The following is a 22,803-nucleotide window of genomic DNA, read 5'->3' on the forward strand; positions in this document are numbered from 1 at the left end:
CAATCAAATGAACAGTTTGAAGATTGGTGGCTTTTTTATTCTTATGATACACTTTGTTCCTATTTATTTATTTTAGATGGCAAACAAGGTATTTATAATTGTTAAAATTATAGAGTACAAGATGTTGCAAGATTTAATACAATCCGCAATTAAATTTTGGAAAGAATAACAATAATCAATGCGAAAAATAACTTTAAGTAAACCCCTACAATAGCATTCTTCAAACTTTCACCTTAACCGGAAAATACTCTTAACATTCTCATCCCCAACTCATTTTCAGCTAATATGCATGTATAGCTTGAAGTTTAACTTAATTTCTATTACACTTTCGGTGAAGTAAAAAAACTGGAGGACTATTCATTGAACAACTTGTTACTTCAAGAAGCACAGAAATTTATTAAAGAATGTTACATGGAATTAAAAAAAACAGAACGAGAAGTGAATGATCGAATAACGTGCATAAAAGAAGAAATTACTGAACATGGCACCTACTCGCACACGTTTGATGAGTTAGAATATGGGGCTAAGGTAGCCTGGCGCAATAGTAATCGATGTATTGGCAGACTCTTTTGGGACAGCCTAAAAGTTTTTGATTTTCGTCACCTCACAACTGAAGAAGATATAAGTGATGCATTGTTTAAACATATTGATTATGCTTCAAACAACGGCAATATTAGATCCACCATAACCATTTTTAACCCAATGAAGAAAGACGAGCAAATAAGGATCTGGAACCATCAATTAATTCGTTACGCTGGCTATGAAACGGACTATGGTGTAATCGGAGACCCAAGCTCCATCCCCTTCACTAAACAATGCCAACAGCTCGGGTGGAAAGGTGAAGGTACACACTTTGATTTATTACCGCTTGTCATACAAATAAATAATAACATACCTAAGTTTTTTCATATCCCTAAAGAAAAAGTCATTGAAGTACATTTAGAACATCCAGAATATCCTTGGTTTAAAGATTTAAATATTAAATGGTATGCTGTTCCAATTATCGCTGATATGAAATTAGAAATTGGAGGTATACAATACACAGCTGCTCCATTTAACGGGTGGTACATGGGAACAGAAATTGGAGCAAGAAACCTCGCAGATGAACTCAGATATAATTTACTTCCCAAGTTAGCATCTTTAATGGAACTTGATACGACAAAGCAAGCTAATCTTTGGAAGGACAGAGCACTTATTGAATTAAATACAGCTGTGTTACACTCTTATAAACGTGATGGCGTTAGTATTGTTGATCATCATACTGCAAGTCAACAATTTAAGATGTTTGAACAAAAAGAACGAGCTTGCGGGAGACAAGTTACTGGGGATTGGACATGGCTAATCCCACCTGTATCCCCTGCAACAACTCACATTTTTCACAAAGAATATAATAATGCACTTATAACGCCTAACTTCTTTAAACAGGAAAATCTTAATTTATAATTAGTATTTTAATCGTAACTCATTAACAGTACATCGAACATGTATATAGAGTTACGATTTTTTAATGTTCAACAAGAAGTTCAGCACCCCCTCACCTAACCTCTTTGTTAAATTTTACCTTAATCCTATTTATAATATTACAAACATATAACAGTGCTTGTTAACAATTTGTAATGAAATTGTCTTAAAAGTTAGTAATAGAAAATATGTCAACCGTCAATTAAATGTAATATTTATCTTTGATGGATTTTAATAGCAAGATAAATCTTGATGTATTTATTTGGAAATGTCTTATATTCACTTAAGTAATCATCGTTTTCATCAAATTAAAACGATTAGAACTTCCTTATATATGTCACTGGCATGTTCTCCCTTAATTATTACAAAAATTGCATGATATAGTTGATGTAAGAGAGAAATAAAACTAGATACAATTTTCTTAAACACCGAGGAGGAATAAACACTATGAAAAAAGGAATATTACTATCTACCGCAACTGCTATGACTCTATTATTTGCTTCACCAGGGATGAGTTCAGCAGAAAGTAATCAAACCACAATAAAACCAATTATAAAGTATGAAGTACATTCACAGATCCCACAAGAAACAATAAATGAAATGATTCAACAATTATTACAACAATTGAGCGAACAGTACAATATTAAGCTTGACATCCCAACTCAACCATCTACTGAAGAACAATCGAATAATACACCTATAGAAGAAGCTCCAGTTGTTCAACCACCGACAAGTGCACCAACACAGCCTGAAAAGCCACAGGAAGAACAACCACAACAGGAATCTTCAGCATTAAGTCAATTTGAGCTTCAAGTAGTTGAATTAACAAATGCAGAACGTGCTAAAAGCGGACTTCCTGCATTAAAAATAGACGAGAGTCTAAGTAAAGTTGCTCGTACTAAGTCTGCTGATATGCAGTCTAACAAATATTTTGATCATAATAGTCCAACATATGGTTCTCCGTTTGATATGATGAAGAAATTCGGTATAACTTATAAGTCAGCTGGAGAAAACATTGCATACGGTCAAAAAACACCACAGGAAGTTGTAAATGCTTGGATGAACAGTGATGGTCATCGTAAAAACATCCTTAACTCAAGTTTTACTCACATTGGTGTAGGATATGTTGAGCAAGGAAATTACTGGACTCAAATGTTTATCGGTAAATAAATAGCCATTCAATTTAATTATTACGTAGTGTAATTACGGTTAGTATTTCTATAGCTAGAATTTATAGAAATACTAACTTTTTTTATCTGCAACATTGTAAATAATGTTTATCATATTTCCTACTCAATTAATTAAACGAATTAGATTGAAAAAAGTTTTAAAAATATCGTACTTATATAAATAAAATAAATGGATAACATGTTAATTTATAGGATGTTTATTCGTCAGTAAAATGTCACAAAATTGTCACACTTTCAGCACACTGCTGACATATTTATAGTTCATAATACTTACTAAGTGGTGAAACAATTTTTCTCTTTTTCATTTTAGTCCTTTCTCTCACAGGGTGAAGAGGACTATTTTTTTGGACTTAAATTATGATCATTGAATATTAGTCACTCTTTTTTAAAAATCAAGACACAGCCATTACACTTTTTACTAAACAGCTCTACATGAGAGCTGTTTTTTCTTGGTAATAACTAATGGCTCTTTTTGTAAACTATGTTGTAATTTTTATTAACAATGGATTTTTGATGATTTTTACAAAAGCTCAAGAGAAGAAAAGATGCAACTGATGTTAGTTGTACGTGCTTATATCATTCACGAAAAGCAATAATTATTACGAAAACAACTAATAAATACTCGTACTCCTACATTCACTTGTTTCTATATAAATGGTGTACTCCTAGAAGAATTAACAAAAAAATGGGTAACAGCATTGCTATTAATAGTTCACCTGATCGGAGCCAGTATATCCATAGCTCTAATTCACTCCTTGTATTTATAAACGCTGTGATTAAAGAAGAAATGAATAATAAACATAGTATTGATAAGCGTGGTGAAATTTTTGGTAAAGCTTGCTGTAAAAATTGGTCTGCTCCCCAAAAAAATAAGACAATGGTAACTAGGACTTCAAACATGAATAAGTTAACAACAAAACCTTCAACTCTTTCGACAATTGGAAATTCAACATATTCAAGCAGTGTTATAACAGGGTAAACATCATTTACTAATTGCTCAAAACTAAAAAATCCAAACGATATAAAACAAGTAGCTAGATAAATAAATGTGAGTAAGAGATGAGCAAATAATATAGGTCTCACAGCAGTACTCAGTTTCGAAATATAAGGTATAAAAAGTAAAGCAATCTCAACACCTAGAAAGTGTAAGCCTACTTGGTTCCCTTTCATTAATACTTCCTTTTCCCCTTCAAACAAAAATGGAGTTAATCTTGTGAACGAAAATTCTGGTATATGAAACCCTAATAGGAGCGCGATTAATATCGTTGAAAAAAATACAACTGTTGCTTTAGCGATATGATAAATTCCTCTACGAACAAGCCAATATGTTAATATAGCCATTAAGACAACAAATAAAATAGACATGTTCGGGTAATAAAGCATACTGAGTATTAATTGGAAATTTTTGGCGATCAATATTCCAAGGGCACCATAAAGCAATGCAACACAAATATAAAGTGGACATAAAAGGAACTTCGGTAGTACATCCATAATATTAAAAATTGTACGTCCCTTTCCAAAACTAAAGACTAAGCCGATAAGAAGTATATGTACAACAAAAAATACGGACACTAATCCAATTCCAAGCCACCCATTTGTTCCAAATGCTTCAGCTGTTATGCGGGGTAAACTAAATATACCTACACTGATTTGACACATATAAATAAGAGCAAATATTTGATGAGGTTGTAGTTTTTCTTGCATATGCTTCTCCTATTAGTAAGGTAATCCAATAATAGTAATATTAATATTTTTTACTAATTCCAGTATTTTATTATTATAAAAATACAATGACTTTTACGTAATAGAAGAATATTATTAATATGCTTTACACACAAACTTTCCTTCTTCCCATATTAAATGGTATACATTACATTGTCCCAAACCACTCCGTTCAACAATTAATTATAAAATGGAGCTTTTATTAATTAATTCTAGACAATAATAATGAACTCATTGCTATAAGTAACCTCAATAATCATCATTAGCCTAATAATAAAATTTCGATCCCTAGACAATTATCAGTTTCACATCTAAGTAATCACTCATTAACTAGTTAGCAGATATTTTTTTAATGCAGAAAGGAGTGATGTAATGACAAATAGTCATTGCCAAGGGAAAGACAACAAAATATTCTGTAAGTGTGAGAATACTCCTTTCACATTGTTAGAGACTGGAACTCCCTTTATGCCTATCGTTTTAACTACAGATATGGTTCATGTCACAGATATAGATATGATTGCAAAAGTGGACACAATGGTAGACATACAAGCTTATGTCGGGAGTGGTGAAGTAGTTAATGTAAATTATGTTGTAGAGCGAATTACAGGTCATACTACTACAACTTTATGTAGTTACAATCTTGTAGACGAAAGAGATCAACAATTATACACATTAACTCCAAACAATACAGTCTGTGATCACCCACCTCTCGGTTGTCACATGTATCGTCTATCAATCTTAGATAATGGAACAGGAGAATCACTCGTCACTCTTAACAATAATTGCAGATGCATTAACGTACTACTTTTCATACAAGTAAATAATCACATAAATCGCCCTACTCTATTCAAGCGACAGGGCTATTTTCATAACATCATGTCATTGTAATATTTTTTTTTCTCTCTTCTCTTGATTTTTTATTACATATAATCGTGTATACACAAAAATATAGCCCCTACTCAAGCTATTCCCTTAATGGTGTACTAAATAAACCTCTTGTAAAATTCTATATTTAGAAATGCGATTAATTACAGAAGCTTCATTAGTATACTCCTCTTATGCAATATCTCTTACTTATTTGCATAAACGTATTGACCTTTGGACTGTCAACACCTAACTAGACGATTTTCTTAAGGTGTTTATTTTTGTACTCAATAGGACTTGCATAACCCAGTGTGCTATGAATACGAATATGGTTAAACCAATGTACGTAGTCATGGAATTCTCGTGTTAATTCTTCTAAACTTTCATACTGCCTCCCTTTGACAAATTCTGTCTTAATAATTTTAAATGTAGCTTCTGCAACGGCATTATCATAGGGGCATCCCTTCATGCTTAAGGAGCGTTTAATAGAGAACGTTTTTAAAGCTTCATCAATTAACTTATTTTTGAATTCGTTTCCTCTATCAGTATGAAACAATTGGATATGATGAAGGTCTTCCTTTATTGAAGCGAAGGCACGATAAACAAGCAACGCATCCTTATTGGATCCCGTACTATATCCAATAATTTCTCGGTTAAAGAGATCAACAAATACACATATGTAATGCCATTTTTTATCAACCCTTACATATGTTAAATCGCTTACGACAACGGATAACGCTTCGTTCCGCGTGAATTTACGGTTTAGTTCATTGGAATAGTGGTCCTCATTTGGCTTTTCTGAATGGGGTTTAAACTGTGCGACAGTATATTTAGAAACCAGTCCTTGTTCTTTCATGACTCTACCAATGCGCCTTCTAGAAACAGCTTTCCCAAGCTTTATAAGTTCATGTTTAATTTTGCGTGTCCCGTAATTCTGTCGACTCTCATGAAAGATTCGAACAATATGTGACGTGATATCATCCTCATGAGTTCGCTGTTTTGCTTCATAATAAAAAGTGCTTCTTGGGAGTTGTAGGACTTGGCACATTGCTGATATCGAGTATTTGTGTTTGTTTTGCTTAATCACATTTACTTTTGTCCTAGTATCAGCGCGGCTTGCTTTAAAATATCATTTTCCATTTCTAATTGCTTGTTTCGCTTACGTAATTCTTGCAGTTCCTTTTGTTCAGGAGTTAGGTTGTCCTTCTCTTTGAATGACCCGGAATTTTTAAATTGATTAATCCATTTATCAAGAGAGGAAGGTGTTAAGTCGTATTCTCGGATAATTTCTTTCCGTGGCTTTCCATTTTCATAAAGCTGTACTATTTGTTGCTTGAATTCTTCGGTAAACGTACGGCGTGATCTTTTTGTCATGTAGATTCTCCTCATCATTCATATAGTAAGTTCATTCTACTTGACCTTAAAATTTCTGTCTAACTAAGTGTAGCCGATCCACTTATTCTGTTATAATCTAAACAACAACACATTTTTATCGTATTCCTGTAAGCACCAGTTATATTTAGCAATAATCGTTTCATGAATTTCATCTTCTTGAAGGTCAACTTTTTTAAATCCATATTTTTTATAAAAGTTTCCAAGGTTTTCAAAAGGTATACAATAAACATTAGGAGCATCTGCTTTTCTTGCTTGTTGAACTAAAAAAGATACTAGCTTTTGTGCTAATTTATGCCCTCTGTAAGCTGGAAGAATATAAATACCTCCCATTTCCAGGTTATCCTTATCAATTTGAACTAAGCGTCCTACACCTGCTTTTTTTCCATTGTAAGTTACTATTACAACTATTTCGTTTTTCAAATCACTTGGAACAAATCCTGCTAACTTATACTGGTTATTAATCCATTCTACATCCTTTTCTGTTGCTAATATAATTCCCATTTTCGTTCACACCTTTTAGATTTAATTATGTTTATTGTAAACGATATGGTTTTATTTGTAATTCAATGTTCACATATACAATCAAAATTTGGTAACACATTGGCATGTAAGATTACCTAATTTAAACGTGTCTTAGGATATTTAGTAGATTTAAATATGTGTTGGTATGATATGGGGAAGCAATGATTGATTGGTCTAACCAATGGGTTTAAAGGTAAGGGGTCAGTTAAAATAGAATTTTTTTAAAATTTAACAGGAACTTTTCTTTGTTTGTTGAATTGTACATTCAATGATAATGTAGGAGGTATGTATATGGATTACAAAGTTTATCAAATCTCTGGTCAATTAGAACGGGAAAACCTTGTTGAATTAGAGTCAATTTTATATGAAGAGGAGCAAGCTGGTTATAAGTTACACTCCATTATTCCCCAAACGAATGAGGGATATTGTGATAGTAATATTGTAGTATTAGAAAATGATGATAATGATCATATCGAAATACAAATTGTCGATATCGATTCAGGAGATCTAATTATCAGCTATTTAAGAAGGGATACTGCTGGTTTTCTTACATTATTAAAAAACAATCAAGATATTGAAATCAGAAGAAATGATACGTTGTTAAAAGGTACATTTAAATACTCTACATTCCAAATAATAGATGAAAATGAAGAACTAATTGAAGTATTAAAAATCTACATAAAATTATTAACCCCAGTTAACGCTAATTAAAACGCCACCTACATATTATAACTTCCAAAGTATACATTCTGTTATGATCATCGTTCTTTCCCTGTATGCAAATTTGTTTTGTAACTCAAAGTGAATAATGATATATAAGTGCTAATAACTCTCTACAAATAAAAAGGATGTTTTCATAATCTATATTGTTAATTTTAATGATAAATCAGATTTAAATCAATGCAACAGTTTTACTAGGCTGTTTTATCATTGATTGTTGCTATACGTTCCAAGATAGTACTTTTCTATTTTTACAGTTATTAAGTTTATAGAACTCTTCATTTTGTCCATTTTTAAATAAAATACCATTAAGCCTACGAAAAGAGTGTTTTACTGTGATAAAATGCATAAGCATAATCAGAAAAACAATAAATTTGAAGATCGATTATATAAAACGCGGTTTAAAAGACAAAATACGAAGAGTTTACTTTTCTAACAATTAATATTTATAACAATGTTAGTACCAAATAAAGTAACTTCAAATCACTAATCTGGATACGTATCCATTAGGTGTTATCTTTTTGACTTTCCCTTTGTTTATCTATTTTACAATTCTATTATTCTCCTATCTTATTATTAATGTATTTTAAAGTATTATTAATTCCTTGTTCCAGTTGGAAATTTGGGTACCAATTTAACATTTTTTGTGCTTTACTATTACTTAAATAGCTCTTATTAATATCACCTTCTCTTGCTGTCACATACACTGGTTTAATTACTCTATTCATAGCCTTTGACAACAAATCTATTAGCTCGTTAATTGACGTTTGACTCCCTGTACTAATATTCATTATTTGATTATCACCACCGCATAGTGCAAGATAACTTGCGTTTGCGACATCTTTAACATGAATAAAGTCTCTCGTTTGATCACCATTACCAAAAACTTCAATCCGCTCATTTTCAAGGACTTTGTTTAAGAAGATAGAAATAACGCCAGCTTCACCTTTCATTCCTTGCCTTGGCCCATAGACATTAGCATATCTTAAAATACAATATTTGAGGCCATACATACTTTCGTATAACTGAATGTACATTTCTGCAGATAACTTCGACACACCATAAAACGATTTTGGACTGATCACGTGACTTTCATCCACAGGAATTGCATGAGGTTTACCATATACCGCAGCTGTTGAGGCAAAAATGATTTTTTTTACATTAAATTTGATACAGCATTGCAGTAAATTAATTGTACCTTGTATGTTCATTTTGCTGTCGTCCAACGGATTTTCCATAGAATAAGGGACAGATGCTTGTGCCGCTTGATGAATAACGAATGTCGGTTTCTCTTTTGAAAATACATCTTCCAGATCAGAGCTTGTAATATCAACTTGATGAAGACATACATGTCCAAGAATATTCTCCCTTGCCCCATTTGACATATTATCTACTACAGTAACTTCATAATTCTCTCGCACAAGTCTTTCTACAATATGTGAACCAATAAATCCTGCTCCCCCGGTGACTAATACTTTCAAAATCCTACCCCCTTTCATATAAATAGCTTTAATTGCTCTCCTTTAAATAGCCTTTTTCATTCTAATAATAAAAATCCAGACGAAAACATCCTTTCTTAACCAATAATTTGATGAGTGTAAAAACTCAATTTTCACATAGATATCTTTGTTCGAATTCACAATGAATTCAAAAAGAGTCTTTAAACAACAATCTTATTAGTGTACGTTATGAGAAGCTGATTTTACCGTATTAAATTAAATAATAATTTCTTCCTTTTTTGTAATTTGACAGCCGTTATAATGGGTGTTCCTTTAATAATATGAAGAGCATTTTCCTTGAAATAGTTCGAATAATGTATTGATAACTTTTTGTCAAGAAAAGTGTATGCACATACTAAATCAAAAGATCGAGTATTTGTATTGTGTGCATCTGATGCTATGAAATGAACAAGGTTTTGCTTAATTAATGATAATGTTACTTTCTGTAATCTATGTCCCAATAAGCCAATTACACTAGCAGCTGTAACTTGCGCTAATGCACCTTGGTTAATTAAATGCAATAGTTTAGTTGGGTGTCTTCGAATTTCAGCATTCCTTTCAACATGAGCAATGATCGGTACGTATCCCATAAATTTTAATTTTTCAAATATTTCTTCAGTGTAACGAGGTATATATTCATTTGGTAATTCAATTAACAAGTATTTATGTGAATCATTCAAATAGATGAGCTTATTACTCTCTAGATCTTTAATGATATCTTCATATAAGCCAATTTCCATACCAGGGCATACCGTTAACGGCATATTTTCAGATTTTAATAGTCTATTAACTTCGTCTATTTTTTCATATATTTTTATTGGAGGATTATAGTATTTTTTTAAATCGTGATGAGGCGTAGCAACAACATGGCTTATTCCAAATTGAATAGCTTTCTTTGCCATATCAATTGTATCCTTTAATGTTGTAGCCCCATCGTCTAATCCATATAAAATGTGGTTATGGATATCGACAATCATCCCTTCCTCTCCCTCCATTTTTTTATAATAATTGCTCTATTTCAACGTTATGGGAATATTGATTTAACAATATACGCACAACAATAGCTCATTATTACAACATTGCATTTATTCTTAAACCAATTTGCGTATAATAAATATTTCACTATTGTTGGGCCTTCAATTGAATTGAAAGTTGCTGTTTTTATTTCCACAAATAAGTATTTTCGTTAAATAATGAGCCACTTATCTACATTTGCACAATAGGCTTGAATATTACAAGAATTAGCTTATATATATGAACTGTCTTGCTAAACATAGCTCACACATCCTAAATATTTACATCAACAGCGACTTGGACTGGAATTAAATCACCAATCAATTGTAAGTTTTGTTGCTGCTTTATCACTTTTTAAATATAAGATTCAAAACTCATTTTACACCTTTGCATATATGGCTTTATAAGACCTTCTTAGGACATACTTCTGGACCTGTTTGTCCAAGCTTCATGCCTTCTACTAAAACAGTATCTATGTGTTTCGTAAAGAAACGCAATATTGGACTCTACGATTATATGCGATGAAAAATATTATATAGCCTTAATTTTTGATTTTTTACAAGCTCAATAAAAATCAAACCTATACTTTTTCCTTTTAGGATTTTCTCCAATATTACAGTTGATTTTAATTCAGTAATTTCCTCACTCATCACATTGGCAAACACCAAGATTGTCTCGTGTATATATTGTTATTCTCATTTTTATGTAAGATTCACAATTTTATCTTGAAGACGAGATTACAATTCTTAAAAATCAAGTACTGTGAAATTAAAAACAAAACTTCGTATATGATTATAAACACAAATACATCATAAGTCCCCCATCACATGAACGTACTACTATGATGGGGGACCGTCTCGTTAATATTATTTTAATTGGGCTCGATTAGTAAAGAATGTTTTGTAGCCGAACTGGATAAATAAGAAAACTGATAATGATACACTTCCAGTAATGCCTAAAACGATAGCAATTTGGTATTTTATTGAAACTAAAGGATCAGCTCCTGATAGGATAACTCCTGTCATCATTCCTGGTAAAAAAACAATTCCCATACCAACCATACTATTTATCGTTGGTAGGATAGCTGCATCAAATGCTTGATTAACTATGGCTTTAGAAGCTTCTTTTGGTGTTGCCCCGAGCATAAGGGCAGATTCGACCAAATGTCGTTTACTTTTCATTCCTTCTATTAACGTATTCACTCCCAAGTTAATACCAGTCATTGCATTGCCAATGATCATGCCTGAAATAGGAATAAAATATCTAGGATCATACCAAGGCATAAAATTGATAACGACAAAGTCGAAATACAATATCGTTGCTATTGTTCCGATAAATAACGAGATCGTTATATACCATTTTAGCTCTGATGAAATAGTCTCCTTTGACCTTTTGAAAATATTATAAACAGCAAATAATTCCATAAGTAATATTATAATAATAGTTAACCAAGGATTAGAGTGTTTAAATACATAAGTAAGTATGTAACCAACTAATATTAATTGGAAAGTCATGCGTATAGAAGCAATTAAGATTTCTCGTTCTCTACTTATGCCCTTCCGTTTTACGATAAATAATAAAATAATAATAAATATATATGCGCTTAATAGTTGAATTAGTGAAATATCTTCAATCGTATTCATGGCTTTCACATCCTATATCACTGTTGGTATTTGCTATATGTTTTGAGAAGATAAGAAAATTACTTTTTTGTCATATACTAATTAAATGTATCATTTATAAGCATTAACATCTTCCATGTTTATTATATAATCTGAGTATTTCTCCGCGACTTTCATAGAATGTGTTACCATGACAACAGTTGTTTTCTCTGCTTTTGCACGAGAAATAAACCGATCCATAACCAAATCCTCTGTTTCTTCATCAAGAGAAGATGTGGGCTCATCTAATAGGTACACAGGCGCTTTCATAAGCGTTATTCGTGCAAAGGCAAGACGCTGCTGTTCTCCCCCTGACAATTTATTCGCATCTACACCCAACTTAGTTTGTAAGTTAAACATTGCTAACGTTCTTGATAAGACTTCATCATTCACTGTTGTATAATTCTTCTCTGATAACTTAAGTCCTAAAAGCAAATTGTCTTTAACAGTTCCTTCAAAAATGGCAGGATATTGTGTAAAAGTTACTACTTGACGTCTTAATTCAACTGGCTCTATCTCTTCTATAGATTTATCATTATAATAAATTACGCCACTATCACTTGATATCATATTGTTTAACAACTTTAATAAAGTAGATTTTCCTGATCCACTTTTCCCTATAATACTTGTTACACTGCCAGCTCGAATTTGCAATAATTTTAGTTGTAATATGTTCTTATAAGTAACATTTTCTAATTGAAACATCACAATGTCCCTGCCTCCAAATAATATTAAAAAAGTTACAATACCTTCTTCGGCATTGTAACCTTCAGCATCCCTATATAAGGAATATAATAACTAGTTTACCTCTTTATAATAAGAAACATTCTTTTTCCTTTTTCTATAAACCGAAAACATGATAAAAAAAACAAACAATGGAATCACAAACATAGATGAAGTTATCAACAAACTACCTTCCTCGTTTTCAGCAGTCTCTGTTTGTTCTCCATCTTTCTTTTTCTCATTCATATCAACGCTTTCCAACTGATACGTATTTATTATTCTATTTTGTTCTCCTAAAATGCTTAGAACTCCTTGCTCATCGGTCGATAATGAAACATCTTCGTTACTTTTTTTAGTATAGGTCACATCTTCAGAAAGGATATATTCATTATTTTGCTCGTCAAGAAATTGTTTGTTTTTTGAAATCACATTCTTTATAAAATTCTCAAAGCCATAATCAAAAAGTGCAGTCGTATCATCATAGGCCAAATTTTTAGAAGATGCTTTTAAAACAACTGCTATTAAGTTTAAGTTTCCTTTAGTTGCAGAGGTAATTAATGTATGACCTGATTCATCAACATACCCTGTTTTGCCACCAGTAACGCCGTCATACCATCTTAATAGTTCGTTATGTGTATATAAAGTCGTTTCCCATCCCGTGCCCTTCCACTCTAATTCCACTGTACCAAATATTTCACGAAAAGTATCATTTTGCATCGCGTATTTAGTAATTTCAGCCATATCTGAGGCTGTTGTATAGTGTTCAGGATCAAATAAACCGTGTGGGTTCTGGAACTGTGAATGTTGAACATTTATTTTTTCTTCACTAAATTTGTTCATTCGTTCAGCGAATTTTTCTTCGCTGCCATCAAAGTATTCAGCAATAGCTACACCAGCATCATTACCCGAATTAATTAATAATCCTTGAATTAATTTAAGTAAGGTAACTTGTTCACCTTCCTCTAGATAAACTCGTGTACCATCAACATTCCTAGCATTTTCACTTACTGTAACTTGATCCTTTAAATTTCCTTCTTCTATAGCAATAATAGCCGTTAATATTTTGGTTAGACTTGCTGGATACATTAATTGATCACCATTTTTACTATATAATACATCCCCAGTGCTTCCATCAAGTAAAAATGCCGCTTCACTATTAATGTTGAAGGTCAATTCATCTGATGCATAAGCAATATAATTATTTATTTGAATGGAGCACATAAATGTAACTATTATACACAATTTCACTAGTTTCTTTATCATAGTTGCCTCCACATATGTTGTATCTAAACTAATAGACTCACTAAACTATGATAACATAATTTCTTTTACATTTCAGGGCGTTACAAAGCCCTATATATAAGTGTTCATATCAATATAACCGCAAAACTGCTATAAAAATGTATTCTATTACCAATCAATTCGTACAAGCAAAGCAATTACGAGTTCATATATTATTACTACCACCAACCTTATCTTTCATCTATCTCTATTACCTTATTCTTACTTTTTTTATATTAAAGAAAGATTCTTTTCTTATACGTTTTTGCTATGATTACTAAAACTTGGACAGTATGATCTGTTTTATGAAAGCTCATATAAATAGAAAAGATGTCACGAACGCAAGGGGTTACGTGTTTAGATCTAATAACGAAAAAGCAACAATCAATGCGAAAACAGCCTTAAACCATATTATTCACTTGATAGGAGGTTTTAAAAAATGAGTCATACTACTACCTTCATTCCAATTTTGGTTATCGTATTATTTATCCTATTAATTATCGTCTTATGTAATTGTAATGTTGTGTGCTAGGCGGGTGCAATTTTAAGTATTTATATATACAACTTGAAAGGAGGTTGAAACTATCATGTGTTACGGTGTGTCACGAAGTTATGGTTACGGTCCATCTTGTAGTCATGGTTACGGTCCATCTAGTAATAGTTCATTCGCTGTAATTGTTGTGTTGTTTATTCTATTAGTTATCGTACTTTTTACTGTCGCTAGAGCCGTTTGTTAATTCATTATCTTGCAATATAACAAATAGAGCATGAAATAAAAGCATTTAATCCACTGCTTTTATTTCATGCTCTCTATTTGATATTCTTTAAAGTAATGCAATCTTGCCTTGGAAATCACTTACATACCAATGAACGAAAATTTGTAATTTGTTCACATTACTTAATGGATGTTAGCTTTGAAATTATGACGATTGATTGCATACGCAATCTACTACGTGATCATTTACCATACCAACAGCTTGCATAAAAGCATAACAAATTGTTGTTCCAACAAATTTAAAACCTCGCTTTTTTAAATCCTTGCTAAGCGCATCGCTAATTGGAGTTGAAACCGGTACTTCCTCAATAGATTGAAAGTGATTTTGGATAGGCTTTCCATCAACGAATGACCAAATATAATTAGAGAAAGAGCCGATCTCTTCAACCACCCTTAAATAGCTTTGTGCATTTGTTACAGCAGCCCGTATTTTTAACTTATTCCGAACTATCCCTTTATTATTTAATAAGCTTTGAATCTTTTCTTCATCATATTTAGCTATTAATTCAGGATCAAACCCGTCAAATGCTTTGCGATAGTTCTCTCTCTTTTTTAAAATCGTGTACCAACTTAATCCCGCTTGTGCTCCTTCCAACAAAATGTACTCAAACAAAAGACGGCCATCATAAACAGGTACACCCCACTCCTTATCATGGTAATGTATATATAAAGGGTCATCATTTACCCATTCGCAGCGTTTAACAGTCATATAGCAAACTCCTCTCAATACATTTAAAAAACTACTATCGCTAGAACTATTGTTGTAGTGATATCATAGCTATGATTACTTGTATTTTTCATAGTTGTTTCAAGATATGTATATAGGAAAGTCGGAGAATAAACATAAGGAAATCCTCGATAACAACATACTTTTTTAACGGCTCATATACAGAATCAGTATATATTTTAGGTACAACTATTCCATAATTTAAAAAAACTTAACTGATTAACTTATATTTATATGATAATTCCTAAATGAATTGCATTTTCACCTAGGCTGTTGTTGTTTTCATTATCAATTTTCTTAGTAAACATTAACAGCAGTCAGTGTAACCCCTTCATTTAAAATTTGTACAACATTCCACCTAGAGACTTTAATTAAGTAATAATAATTACCTTATTTACGACAAGAGCTTCAGAAAATAGACGATTTAATTATGGACATTCGTACACGCAAATCACCCATTCTAACATAGGTTATAGTATATTCCGGAAAGGAGGAAAAGTTATGGTGGATGGTTATGGTGCTGGATTTGGCTCAATGTTTGCTTTTGTCATAGTCATTTTTGTTCTGTTAATTATTGTAGGTTGTGTATGTACAGGATTTTATTAAAAAATAAAGAGCTTCTATAGAAAGAGAAAAAAGCTAAACTAACGTTACACAGCAAATAGTAGGATGCCAAAATTTCACTATCATAAAGATAATTGGTTGCGAATTCCTGTAATCGACAACCTATACACTCCTCAACATATTGGATTCCAATAAGAGTGGTGTTTTCACCACTCTTTGCATGCGTAAAAATAATGAGTTTAAACTATTTACTCATTAATGTTTATCTCAATACTACCCATAACTGTGTATGAACCGGTAGCCTTGATATCTGCAACAACACTCTGTAACCCCTCTTCTTCTAATTTAGAGAATAATTCTTCCGGTTTGTTAATCTTAAACATTAACATTTGATCTTTATCTAAACCAGTAATTCTAATATCATCTAATAAATGATTGTAATCGGGATCAGCAAATACACTAATTGCAATTTCGTAACTAATTCGAGCTGTATCGGAACCATCTAGTTCTACCTCTTCAGATTTTAAGTACCAAAAATCAAAATAAATCTTCTCCATTCAATTCATCCTTTCTGTTTATTCATTTCATTTTGGTTTGGAATATTGAAATGATTCATTTGCCTCTAATAAATAAAAAAACAAATTATATTTTTGATTATGAAAAAACTATGTTATAATCAATTAAACCTTTTTACTTACCTGTTTTTATTTGAGGGTGACTTATGAATAAAGCTGGGAAACATTTCTATTGTGACATACGCTTTAGTATTTACATATAGAAATTTCGAACAAGCCTCTTCTCAGTCACCCTTTTTATAATGAAGCAATTATCTAAAACGCAACTCATTACTATTTATATAACAGCGAATCAACGGGTTTAACTTTCGAATTATATTATGAATGAATTAAAATCATATATGCAACTTTCGTTCGTGGGACCTTCGATCAGGTCGTATCTTCCAACACCTTGCTGTTATTAATAATAAGAAAGTATAAAAAAAGTGAATTGATAAAAAAAGAGACTCAAGATGAGTCTCTTTTCAAAAGTATGAATTAGAATTTTTGAACGTTTGTAGCTTGTGGTCCACGGCTACCTTCTTCAATTTCAAATGATACTTCTTGACCTTCTTCTAAAGTTTTGAATCCGTCACCTGAAATAGCTGAGTAATGTACGAATACATCGTCTCCACCTTCAACTTCGATAAATCCAAAACCTTTTTCTGAGTTAAACCATTTAACTTTACCTTGTACCATTATACTTCCTCCTGTGTGGATGTTTCCCACATTGTATTACTATTCTTGCTCTTAATGATATTCAGATGAAAAGTTTAACACTCGTTCTATCCTTACATACGAACAAAAATAATTCTAATTAATAGTACCAATAAGAAGCAAAAAATGCAAATACATTTAAAAAAATAATTCAAAATCATTTTATTAAAAACATTATATTAAAGATACCTTTAGCAACTATGCTGGTTTAACCATTTTTCAAAGTTTCCTCACTATAGCTACATATTGACTAACTTCAATATCTCTCTTTTATGAAAGATGATATTTTGAAATTATTGTGAAATTATATTATTAACCGTTTTTTTGTGTATAATCATTAACAGAAGTACGAGTTTATGTTATCTAATGTGAGATCAGGTTGAAACTCCTACTCATTGAATTCCCATCGATCAACAATACGAAAACAAATATTAAAATAACATAAAATTTAGAGGTAGGTGGTCATCATGAAAGCTGAAGAAACTAAAAAATCTCAATTAAGCTCTGGTAATATAAATGCCTTATTAGCCTTCGCTAGTCTCATGGGAGCTTTATTTTTCGCTAGCATGCAAAATCAAATTGCATATGTATTTGCCGTTGCTTTTATTTATTTTTTACTAATGTCAGTGTCTAAACTGAATTTTATTAAAAAGCGTATTAACAAATGATTCTTTTATGTCATAATCAGGTGGTTAGCATCCTCCACCTGATTAAATATGATCAACACCACTTACAACAAATTTACGCTCTTTTCGTACACATTGTTGCTATTTAACAATAACCAGTAAGATGGGATTCTGTCCAACCCAAAAAGATGCCACGAACGCTAGATGTATACGTGCTTATGTTTTTATACGAAAAGGAACAATCCGTACAAGTACAGCCCTTTTCAATATGTACACTGGCTACGCATTCATTGTAACTCACATCATTTATCCTCTGTTTGTAAATTGTATTGTTATATTTACTCCATTTTACACAACAAAATTCACCCTTATGTAGAAGTCATCAATTGATAATAAAGTTTTATATGCGCTTATTGCCACATAATAATAATCAATGTAATAACAGCGTCTATTTACATCACAAAGCACCTTTACCAAATTACATATTTGATTTCAAGCTGTTTTAGGACTGCACTCATGTCTTCTATGCCACACCCTCACTTCGTTAAACCCCTCCATTAGTTATATTTATCTAGTTACTATGTAAAAAAACTAACAAAACCATGTAGAAAATAGACAATAATAAAATCTCTGAAAATATTAAATATTACTTTTATTTATATGCATATATGCTGTATAATAATTAAAATTAATTGCGAAGTATAAGACTTATCAATGAATATATTGAATATCTATACCATTAAGCTTAATTAATATGTATATACTCATAAGGGTGTGAACGGAATGCAACAAAGAATTGTAGTTAAGATTGGTAGTAGCTCTCTTACAACAGCTGATGGAGAACTAAGCAAGCAAAAAATAGCGTATTTTGCTAATGAAATGTTCGAGCTTTATAAGTCTGGTTATAAAATAATATTAGTTACTTCCGGTGGAGTTGCTGCTGGGTTTAAACAAATCGGATATAAGAATCGACCAAAACAATTATTCGAAAAACAAGCTGCTGCTGCTGTAGGCCAAGCATTGTTAATGCAAGCATACAATGATGTATTTTCTAAACACAACTGTACCACAGCACAAATATTACTAACACGTGCGAACTTTACAAATCGTAAACAAATGCATAATGCATCAATGGCAATTGAGGAGCTTTTACGGCAAAAAACCATTCCAATAATCAACGAAAACGATACAGTTTCTGTAGAGGAATTAAATTTTGGTGATAATGATACTTTATCTGCTCTTGTTGCCAACTTAGTAAAAGCAAATCAGTTACTCATATTTACAGACACCGATGGTTTATATACCGCAGATCCACGTAAGGATGGAAATGCAAAGAAAATTGATGTTGTTGAAGAAATTACTGAAGATATGTTTAATAATGCAGGTGACGCTGGTTCATCAGTTGGTACAGGAGGTATGCGTTCAAAAATTGAAGCTGCAAGAATCGCAATGCGCGGAGGAGTATTGGTGTTTGTCGGAAGAGCCCGTGAATATTTAGATATGATGAAAGCTGTAAACGGTAATGGCAAGGGAACATATTTTCATACACACTTGAATAATCTTCCAATGAAAAAACAATGGGTTGGCTTTCACTCCATGTCACATGGCACTATTACTGTTGATAATGGAGCAGAACATGCGCTATCTTCTTGTGGTAAAAGTCTTCTGCCAGTTGGAGTGACTACAGTCGAAGGTGATTTCGATCCCGGGCATGTTGTAGAAGTAATAAATGAAAATGAACATGTCATCGGACGTGGGGTTGTAAACTATGCATCTTGGCAGTTGAAAGCGGTAGTCGGACTTTCAACAGAAGAAGTAAAGAATAGAATAGACGTACAACGTATAGAGGTCATTCATCGGGATGAATGGGTTACGCTGTAAAACCCCTACTAGCGCAGACCCTATACCCTTACTTTGTTTGTTCTTCTTTCCCAATATAAACAAAAACAAATAAATGACGAGGTGGTCTAAATTATGAGTGAAGTGAAAAAGAAAGCTTATCTTGCAAAAGAAGCTTCTCATCAACTGGCTAGCATCACAACTGAACAGAAAAACAAGGCATTAACTGCGATAGCAGATGCACTTGTCCACAATGAGAAGTCTATTATTGAAGCAAATAAAATAGATCTAATGAACGGTAAACAAAACGGTTTAAGTAAGTCTCTACAAGATAGGTTAGCATTAAGCACTGATCGAATTACAGCGATAGCAGACGGCTTAAGACAAATCGTGGATCTTAAAGACCCTATAGGAAAAACAATAGATGAATTTCAACCAACTAATGGTCTATGTATAAATAAAGTCACAGTCCCAATAGGTTTAATTGGCATGATTTATGAGGCACGTCCTAATGTTACAGTAGATGCAGCTGGTCTATGTTTAAAAAGTGGAAATGCAGTCATATTACGAGGCGGGACATCGGCCCTATCTTCTAACATACGTATCGTAGAAATCATGCATGATGTACTTGATAAAACGGATATACCGAAGGATGTTATCCAACTAATATCAAATCCAGACCGATCTTCTGTTAATGAAATGTTAATATTAAATGGCTTAGTAGATGTCGTAATTCCTAGAGGAGGTGCTTCTCTTATTCAAAACGTAATACAAAATGCCACTGTACCAGTTATTGAAACAGGTGCGGGGATTTGTCATACGTATATTGATAAAGAAGCCAATCCTACTATGGCAACAAACATTGCCTTAAACGCAAAAGTTCAACGTCCATCAGTATGTAACGCTATGGAAACACTTTTACTTCATAAACAATTTGCAGAAACTCATTTTCCTTCGCTTGCAAACTTATATCGTGAAGAAAAAGTTCATTTAAAAGGTTGTGCAAAAGCAAAACAAATCGTCCCATGGATTAATGACGCAACAGAAGATGATTACAACACAGAATACAATGATTACACACTAAATATAAAAATTGTTGAGCATATTGAAGAAGCATTAATCCATATCAAAACATATGGAACACATCATTCTGAATGTATAGTAACAGAAAATAGTCAACATGCTGAGTTGTTCTTACATGCTGTAGATGCTGCAGCTGTTTATCATAATGCATCTACTAGATTTACAGACGGTTTTGAATTTGGTTTTGGAGCAGAGATTGGGATTAGCACACAAAAATTGCACGTTCGAGGACCTATGGGACTAGAAGCATTAACATCAACTAAATATCGAATTTATGGTAATGGTCAAACAAAAAAATAAAGCTATTAATCATGTCCCCCTCTTTTTCTTAATTAGATAGGTTTATACAATAATAGCTAAAATTATTAACACCCAAACTAAAAACTCATTTGACAAATAATAGTGTCAAGTGAGTTTTTTTACTAATTTTAAATTTACTAATTACATACTTGTAAGTAACCTACACCTTTTTCTTCAACAAACTCACCTTTTATCTCTCCGACACCTTCTATCGTTATTGAGTTCTTATTAGTAATCGGTTTCGAGGATAGCACAAAATGTATTTTAGTAATATTGCTTATATCACCTTCAAAATAACGAAGAACTGGTTGTTTAATAACATAGTCATTATTGTTAATGATTATCCGTAAAAAATTTTTATCTAATATCATATTGTCGATATGGATAATATTCATTGGATCCATATTACTAATCATAATATTACCTTCTATGTAAAGATGGTAACCTTCCTTATGAATTATTGCATTGAACTCGCTTTTCTTTTGTTCCGATACAGCATTAGTAATTTTTCTCGTTTCTTGACTAATTGTTACTTCTTCAACATGAGCAGCTATCTCTTTATGTTCGACATATTGCAAAAGGTACTCATATAAAGATTTATTCGTTTCAAAAAAGTTTTCCTTCCACGACATTGTGATTTGATCTAATAGCAAGCATATAAACAATCCCGAACTATAGCAGCTCCTTCTAATATTCATCATAGAGTCTTTATTATCTAAAAGCTGTTCACCAAATTTCTTTAATACATCATCATTTGATAGAGGGCTTTTATCCATATATGCCTTTAATTCCACGTACCGTGCTGGACCTTCTACTGATTCAATAAGTGCTTCATACACAAGATACTCATCTATTAAGTCTTCTCGTTTTTTCCTGAAACGTAAAAACATATTAATATTTTGTTTCTGTTCCCTCAAGGTGTCTGCCATTACTGCATGATACAAATATTTCCTCTCTTGACTTCGCAACTCCACATTTTCATTACATATTGGATAAGTTATTCCTACAAACTCATTTGGAAATCTCTTCTCATCTTTTAGAAATTGATATCCATGAAATAATTCGTGAACTAATAAAGAAAATATACTTACATAGTCATGATGTAGTTCTAAATTGACTATAGCAGTAGGGCATTCCTCATATATTAATAATGCGTCTGCAACAAATTGATCGCTTCGCTCTAATTGACAAAATGCTGAGTTTTGAGGCATTAACTTTGGGTGATTGCAGAGATACACATTTTTTTCATCATATAATGCAAAAGCAACCTTTTTAAAATTGGGCCAATATTTTGTAAAATCTAATGCTATAATTTCCTGACATATCTTTTCAATGTTATGTACCACGTTTCCCCTCCTACAAACATCAACCCTTAATTTTCTTAGGTCCACTGGATACTATTGTATTAATCTAAAAACCGTAAGAAAAATTCACTTATAATTGTCATAGTCTTCTAAAGATGATTTTTGTATATATAATTTAGAAGTTATGAATAAACTATGAATCATATGACACACAGCACATCTGATTGTTAATACCATTGTATCACAAAGCAATATTATACAA

The 22,803-nt window shown here is 32.0% G+C and carries 21 protein-coding genes; 9 read left to right on the forward strand and 12 right to left on the reverse strand.

The window, feature by feature from the left end; translation table 11 throughout:
- Window positions 1–369: 369 nt before the first annotated feature.
- Both V1503_RS22760 and V1503_RS22765 read left to right on the forward strand, forming a co-directional pair.
- Complete coding sequence (locus tag V1503_RS22760; RefSeq protein WP_410629500.1) at window positions 370–1,443, forward strand: nitric oxide synthase oxygenase; 1,074 nt, start codon at window positions 370–372, stop codon at window positions 1,441–1,443.
- A gap of 465 nt (window positions 1,444–1,908) precedes the next feature.
- Window positions 1,909–2,631 (forward strand): CAP domain-containing protein, encoded by a 723-nt coding sequence (locus tag V1503_RS22765; RefSeq protein WP_410629268.1) that lies wholly within the window; start codon window positions 1,909–1,911, stop codon window positions 2,629–2,631.
- A gap of 656 nt (window positions 2,632–3,287) precedes the next feature.
- Here V1503_RS22765 and V1503_RS22770 read toward each other — a convergent pair.
- Window positions 3,288–4,355 (reverse strand): GerAB/ArcD/ProY family transporter, encoded by a 1,068-nt coding sequence (locus V1503_RS22770; RefSeq protein WP_320257163.1) that lies wholly within the window; start codon window positions 4,353–4,355, stop codon window positions 3,288–3,290.
- A 390-nt stretch (window positions 4,356–4,745) separates the two neighbouring features.
- On the opposite strand from V1503_RS22770, the gene V1503_RS22775 reads away from it, so the two are divergent.
- Entirely contained in the window at window positions 4,746–5,261 is a 516-nt protein-coding gene (locus V1503_RS22775) for a hypothetical protein (RefSeq protein WP_410629269.1), read from the forward strand.
- 229 nt (window positions 5,262–5,490) lie between these two features.
- Here V1503_RS22775 and V1503_RS22780 read toward each other — a convergent pair.
- Together V1503_RS22780 and V1503_RS22785 are read right to left on the reverse strand one after the other, a co-directional pair.
- A protein-coding gene (locus V1503_RS22780) for an IS3 family transposase (RefSeq protein WP_410624147.1) occupies window positions 5,491–6,611 on the reverse strand; the annotation gives its coding sequence in 2 pieces (ribosomal slippage) (window positions 5,491–6,362 and window positions 6,362–6,611; 1,122 coding nt in all).
- Window positions 6,612–6,701: 90 nt separating this feature from the next.
- Entirely contained in the window at window positions 6,702–7,133 is a 432-nt protein-coding gene (locus V1503_RS22785) for a GNAT family N-acetyltransferase (protein ID WP_410629270.1), read from the reverse strand.
- Between the two features lie 312 nt (window positions 7,134–7,445).
- On the opposite strand from V1503_RS22785, the gene V1503_RS22790 reads away from it, so the two are divergent.
- Window positions 7,446–7,865, forward strand: coding sequence for a hypothetical protein (locus tag V1503_RS22790; RefSeq protein ID WP_214481798.1), 420 nt, complete (start codon window positions 7,446–7,448; stop codon window positions 7,863–7,865).
- A gap of 566 nt (window positions 7,866–8,431) precedes the next feature.
- On the opposite strand, the gene V1503_RS22795 is transcribed toward V1503_RS22790, so the two are convergent.
- The 5 genes from V1503_RS22795 to V1503_RS22815 form a co-directional block, all read right to left on the reverse strand.
- The gene (locus tag V1503_RS22795; protein WP_410629271.1) at window positions 8,432–9,355 is read right to left on the reverse strand and encodes an NAD-dependent epimerase/dehydratase family protein; all 924 of its coding nucleotides are present in this window, start codon (window positions 9,353–9,355) and stop codon (window positions 8,432–8,434) included.
- A 221-nt stretch (window positions 9,356–9,576) separates the two neighbouring features.
- Window positions 9,577–10,350, reverse strand: a complete 774-nt coding sequence (locus V1503_RS22800) for a tyrosine-protein phosphatase (RefSeq protein WP_320257167.1) — start codon at window positions 10,348–10,350, stop codon at window positions 9,577–9,579.
- A gap of 903 nt (window positions 10,351–11,253) precedes the next feature.
- Window positions 11,254–12,030 (reverse strand): ABC transporter permease, encoded by a 777-nt coding sequence (locus V1503_RS22805; RefSeq protein ID WP_214481801.1) that lies wholly within the window; start codon window positions 12,028–12,030, stop codon window positions 11,254–11,256.
- 90 nt (window positions 12,031–12,120) lie between these two features.
- Window positions 12,121–12,753 carry an ABC transporter ATP-binding protein gene (locus V1503_RS22810; protein WP_410629501.1) on the reverse strand — a complete coding sequence of 211 codons (633 nt, stop codon included), beginning with the start codon at window positions 12,751–12,753 and terminating at the stop codon, window positions 12,121–12,123.
- Window positions 12,754–12,846: 93 nt separating this feature from the next.
- Window positions 12,847–14,034 carry a D-alanyl-D-alanine carboxypeptidase family protein gene (locus V1503_RS22815; protein ID WP_410629272.1) on the reverse strand — a complete coding sequence of 396 codons (1,188 nt, stop codon included), beginning with the start codon at window positions 14,032–14,034 and terminating at the stop codon, window positions 12,847–12,849.
- Between the two features lie 605 nt (window positions 14,035–14,639).
- Between V1503_RS22815 and V1503_RS22820 the strand changes: the two genes are divergently transcribed.
- A complete protein-coding gene (locus V1503_RS22820) occupies window positions 14,640–14,789 on the forward strand; it encodes a YjcZ family sporulation protein (protein WP_214481802.1) in 150 nt (49 codons plus the stop codon).
- A gap of 183 nt (window positions 14,790–14,972) precedes the next feature.
- Here the strand turns inward: V1503_RS22820 and V1503_RS22825 are convergent, their stop codons facing one another.
- On the reverse strand, window positions 14,973–15,536 hold the full coding sequence (locus tag V1503_RS22825; RefSeq protein WP_410629273.1) for a DNA-3-methyladenine glycosylase I: 564 nt from the start codon (window positions 15,534–15,536) through the stop codon (window positions 14,973–14,975).
- A gap of 519 nt (window positions 15,537–16,055) precedes the next feature.
- On the opposite strand from V1503_RS22825, the gene yjcZ reads away from it, so the two are divergent.
- Window positions 16,056–16,160 carry a sporulation protein YjcZ gene (gene yjcZ, locus V1503_RS22830; RefSeq protein ID WP_320210245.1) on the forward strand — a complete coding sequence of 35 codons (105 nt, stop codon included), beginning with the start codon at window positions 16,056–16,058 and terminating at the stop codon, window positions 16,158–16,160.
- Between the two features lie 206 nt (window positions 16,161–16,366).
- Here yjcZ and V1503_RS22835 read toward each other — a convergent pair whose 3' ends face one another.
- Together V1503_RS22835 and cspD are read right to left on the reverse strand one after the other, a co-directional pair.
- Window positions 16,367–16,675 (reverse strand): hypothetical protein, encoded by a 309-nt coding sequence (locus V1503_RS22835; protein WP_410629274.1) that lies wholly within the window; start codon window positions 16,673–16,675, stop codon window positions 16,367–16,369.
- Window positions 16,676–17,170: 495 nt separating this feature from the next.
- Window positions 17,171–17,371: a cold-shock protein CspD gene (gene cspD, locus V1503_RS22840; protein ID WP_214481806.1), complete on the reverse strand. Its 201-nt coding sequence runs from the start codon at window positions 17,369–17,371 to the stop codon at window positions 17,171–17,173.
- 485 nt (window positions 17,372–17,856) lie between these two features.
- On the opposite strand from cspD, the gene V1503_RS22845 reads away from it, so the two are divergent.
- From V1503_RS22845 to V1503_RS22855, 3 genes are all read left to right on the forward strand, one after another.
- Complete coding sequence (locus V1503_RS22845) at window positions 17,857–18,057, forward strand: hypothetical protein (RefSeq protein ID WP_214481807.1); 201 nt, start codon at window positions 17,857–17,859, stop codon at window positions 18,055–18,057.
- A gap of 741 nt (window positions 18,058–18,798) precedes the next feature.
- Complete coding sequence (proB, locus tag V1503_RS22850) at window positions 18,799–19,896, forward strand: glutamate 5-kinase (RefSeq protein ID WP_410629275.1); 1,098 nt, start codon at window positions 18,799–18,801, stop codon at window positions 19,894–19,896.
- Window positions 19,897–19,989: 93 nt separating this feature from the next.
- Window positions 19,990–21,237, forward strand: coding sequence for a glutamate-5-semialdehyde dehydrogenase (locus V1503_RS22855; RefSeq protein WP_320257171.1), 1,248 nt, complete (start codon window positions 19,990–19,992; stop codon window positions 21,235–21,237).
- 137 nt (window positions 21,238–21,374) lie between these two features.
- On the opposite strand, the gene V1503_RS22860 is transcribed toward V1503_RS22855, so the two are convergent.
- Window positions 21,375–22,583, reverse strand: a complete 1,209-nt coding sequence (locus V1503_RS22860; RefSeq protein WP_410629276.1) for a hypothetical protein — start codon at window positions 22,581–22,583, stop codon at window positions 21,375–21,377.
- Window positions 22,584–22,803: the final 220 nt, after the last annotated feature.

This window comes from Nanhaiella sioensis (assembly GCF_046557775.1).
In the GTDB taxonomy this organism is placed as follows: domain Bacteria; phylum Bacillota; class Bacilli; order Bacillales; family SM2101; genus Nanhaiella; species Nanhaiella sioensis.

Coding starts and splice junctions, on each gene's coding strand:
- V1503_RS22800 (WP_320257167.1), bottom strand. CDS start 10,350: ATGATTGTCGATATCCATAACCACATTTTATATGGATTAGACGATGGG.
- V1503_RS22845 (WP_214481807.1), top strand. CDS start 17,857: ATGAAAGCTGAAGAAACTAAAAAATCTCAATTAAGCTCTGGTAATATA.
- V1503_RS22765 (WP_410629268.1), top strand. CDS start 1,909: ATGAAAAAAGGAATATTACTATCTACCGCAACTGCTATGACTCTATTA.
- V1503_RS22815 (WP_410629272.1), bottom strand. CDS start 14,034: ATGATAAAGAAACTAGTGAAATTGTGTATAATAGTTACATTTATGTGC.
- V1503_RS22810 (WP_410629501.1), bottom strand. CDS start 12,753: ATGTTTCAATTAGAAAATGTTACTTATAAGAACATATTACAACTAAAA.
- V1503_RS22785 (WP_410629270.1), bottom strand. CDS start 7,133: ATGGGAATTATATTAGCAACAGAAAAGGATGTAGAATGGATTAATAAC.
- proB (WP_410629275.1), top strand. CDS start 18,799: ATGCAACAAAGAATTGTAGTTAAGATTGGTAGTAGCTCTCTTACAACA.
- V1503_RS22770 (WP_320257163.1), bottom strand. CDS start 4,355: ATGCAAGAAAAACTACAACCTCATCAAATATTTGCTCTTATTTATATG.
- V1503_RS22805 (WP_214481801.1), bottom strand. CDS start 12,030: ATGAATACGATTGAAGATATTTCACTAATTCAACTATTAAGCGCATAT.
- V1503_RS22820 (WP_214481802.1), top strand. CDS start 14,640: ATGTGTTACGGTGTGTCACGAAGTTATGGTTACGGTCCATCTTGTAGT.
- V1503_RS22825 (WP_410629273.1), bottom strand. CDS start 15,536: ATGACTGTTAAACGCTGCGAATGGGTAAATGATGACCCTTTATATATA.
- cspD (WP_214481806.1), bottom strand. CDS start 17,371: ATGGTACAAGGTAAAGTTAAATGGTTTAACTCAGAAAAAGGTTTTGGA.
- V1503_RS22790 (WP_214481798.1), top strand. CDS start 7,446: ATGGATTACAAAGTTTATCAAATCTCTGGTCAATTAGAACGGGAAAAC.
- V1503_RS22855 (WP_320257171.1), top strand. CDS start 19,990: ATGAGTGAAGTGAAAAAGAAAGCTTATCTTGCAAAAGAAGCTTCTCAT.
- yjcZ (WP_320210245.1), top strand. CDS start 16,056: ATGGTGGATGGTTATGGTGCTGGATTTGGCTCAATGTTTGCTTTTGTC.
- V1503_RS22835 (WP_410629274.1), bottom strand. CDS start 16,675: ATGGAGAAGATTTATTTTGATTTTTGGTACTTAAAATCTGAAGAGGTA.
- V1503_RS22775 (WP_410629269.1), top strand. CDS start 4,746: ATGACAAATAGTCATTGCCAAGGGAAAGACAACAAAATATTCTGTAAG.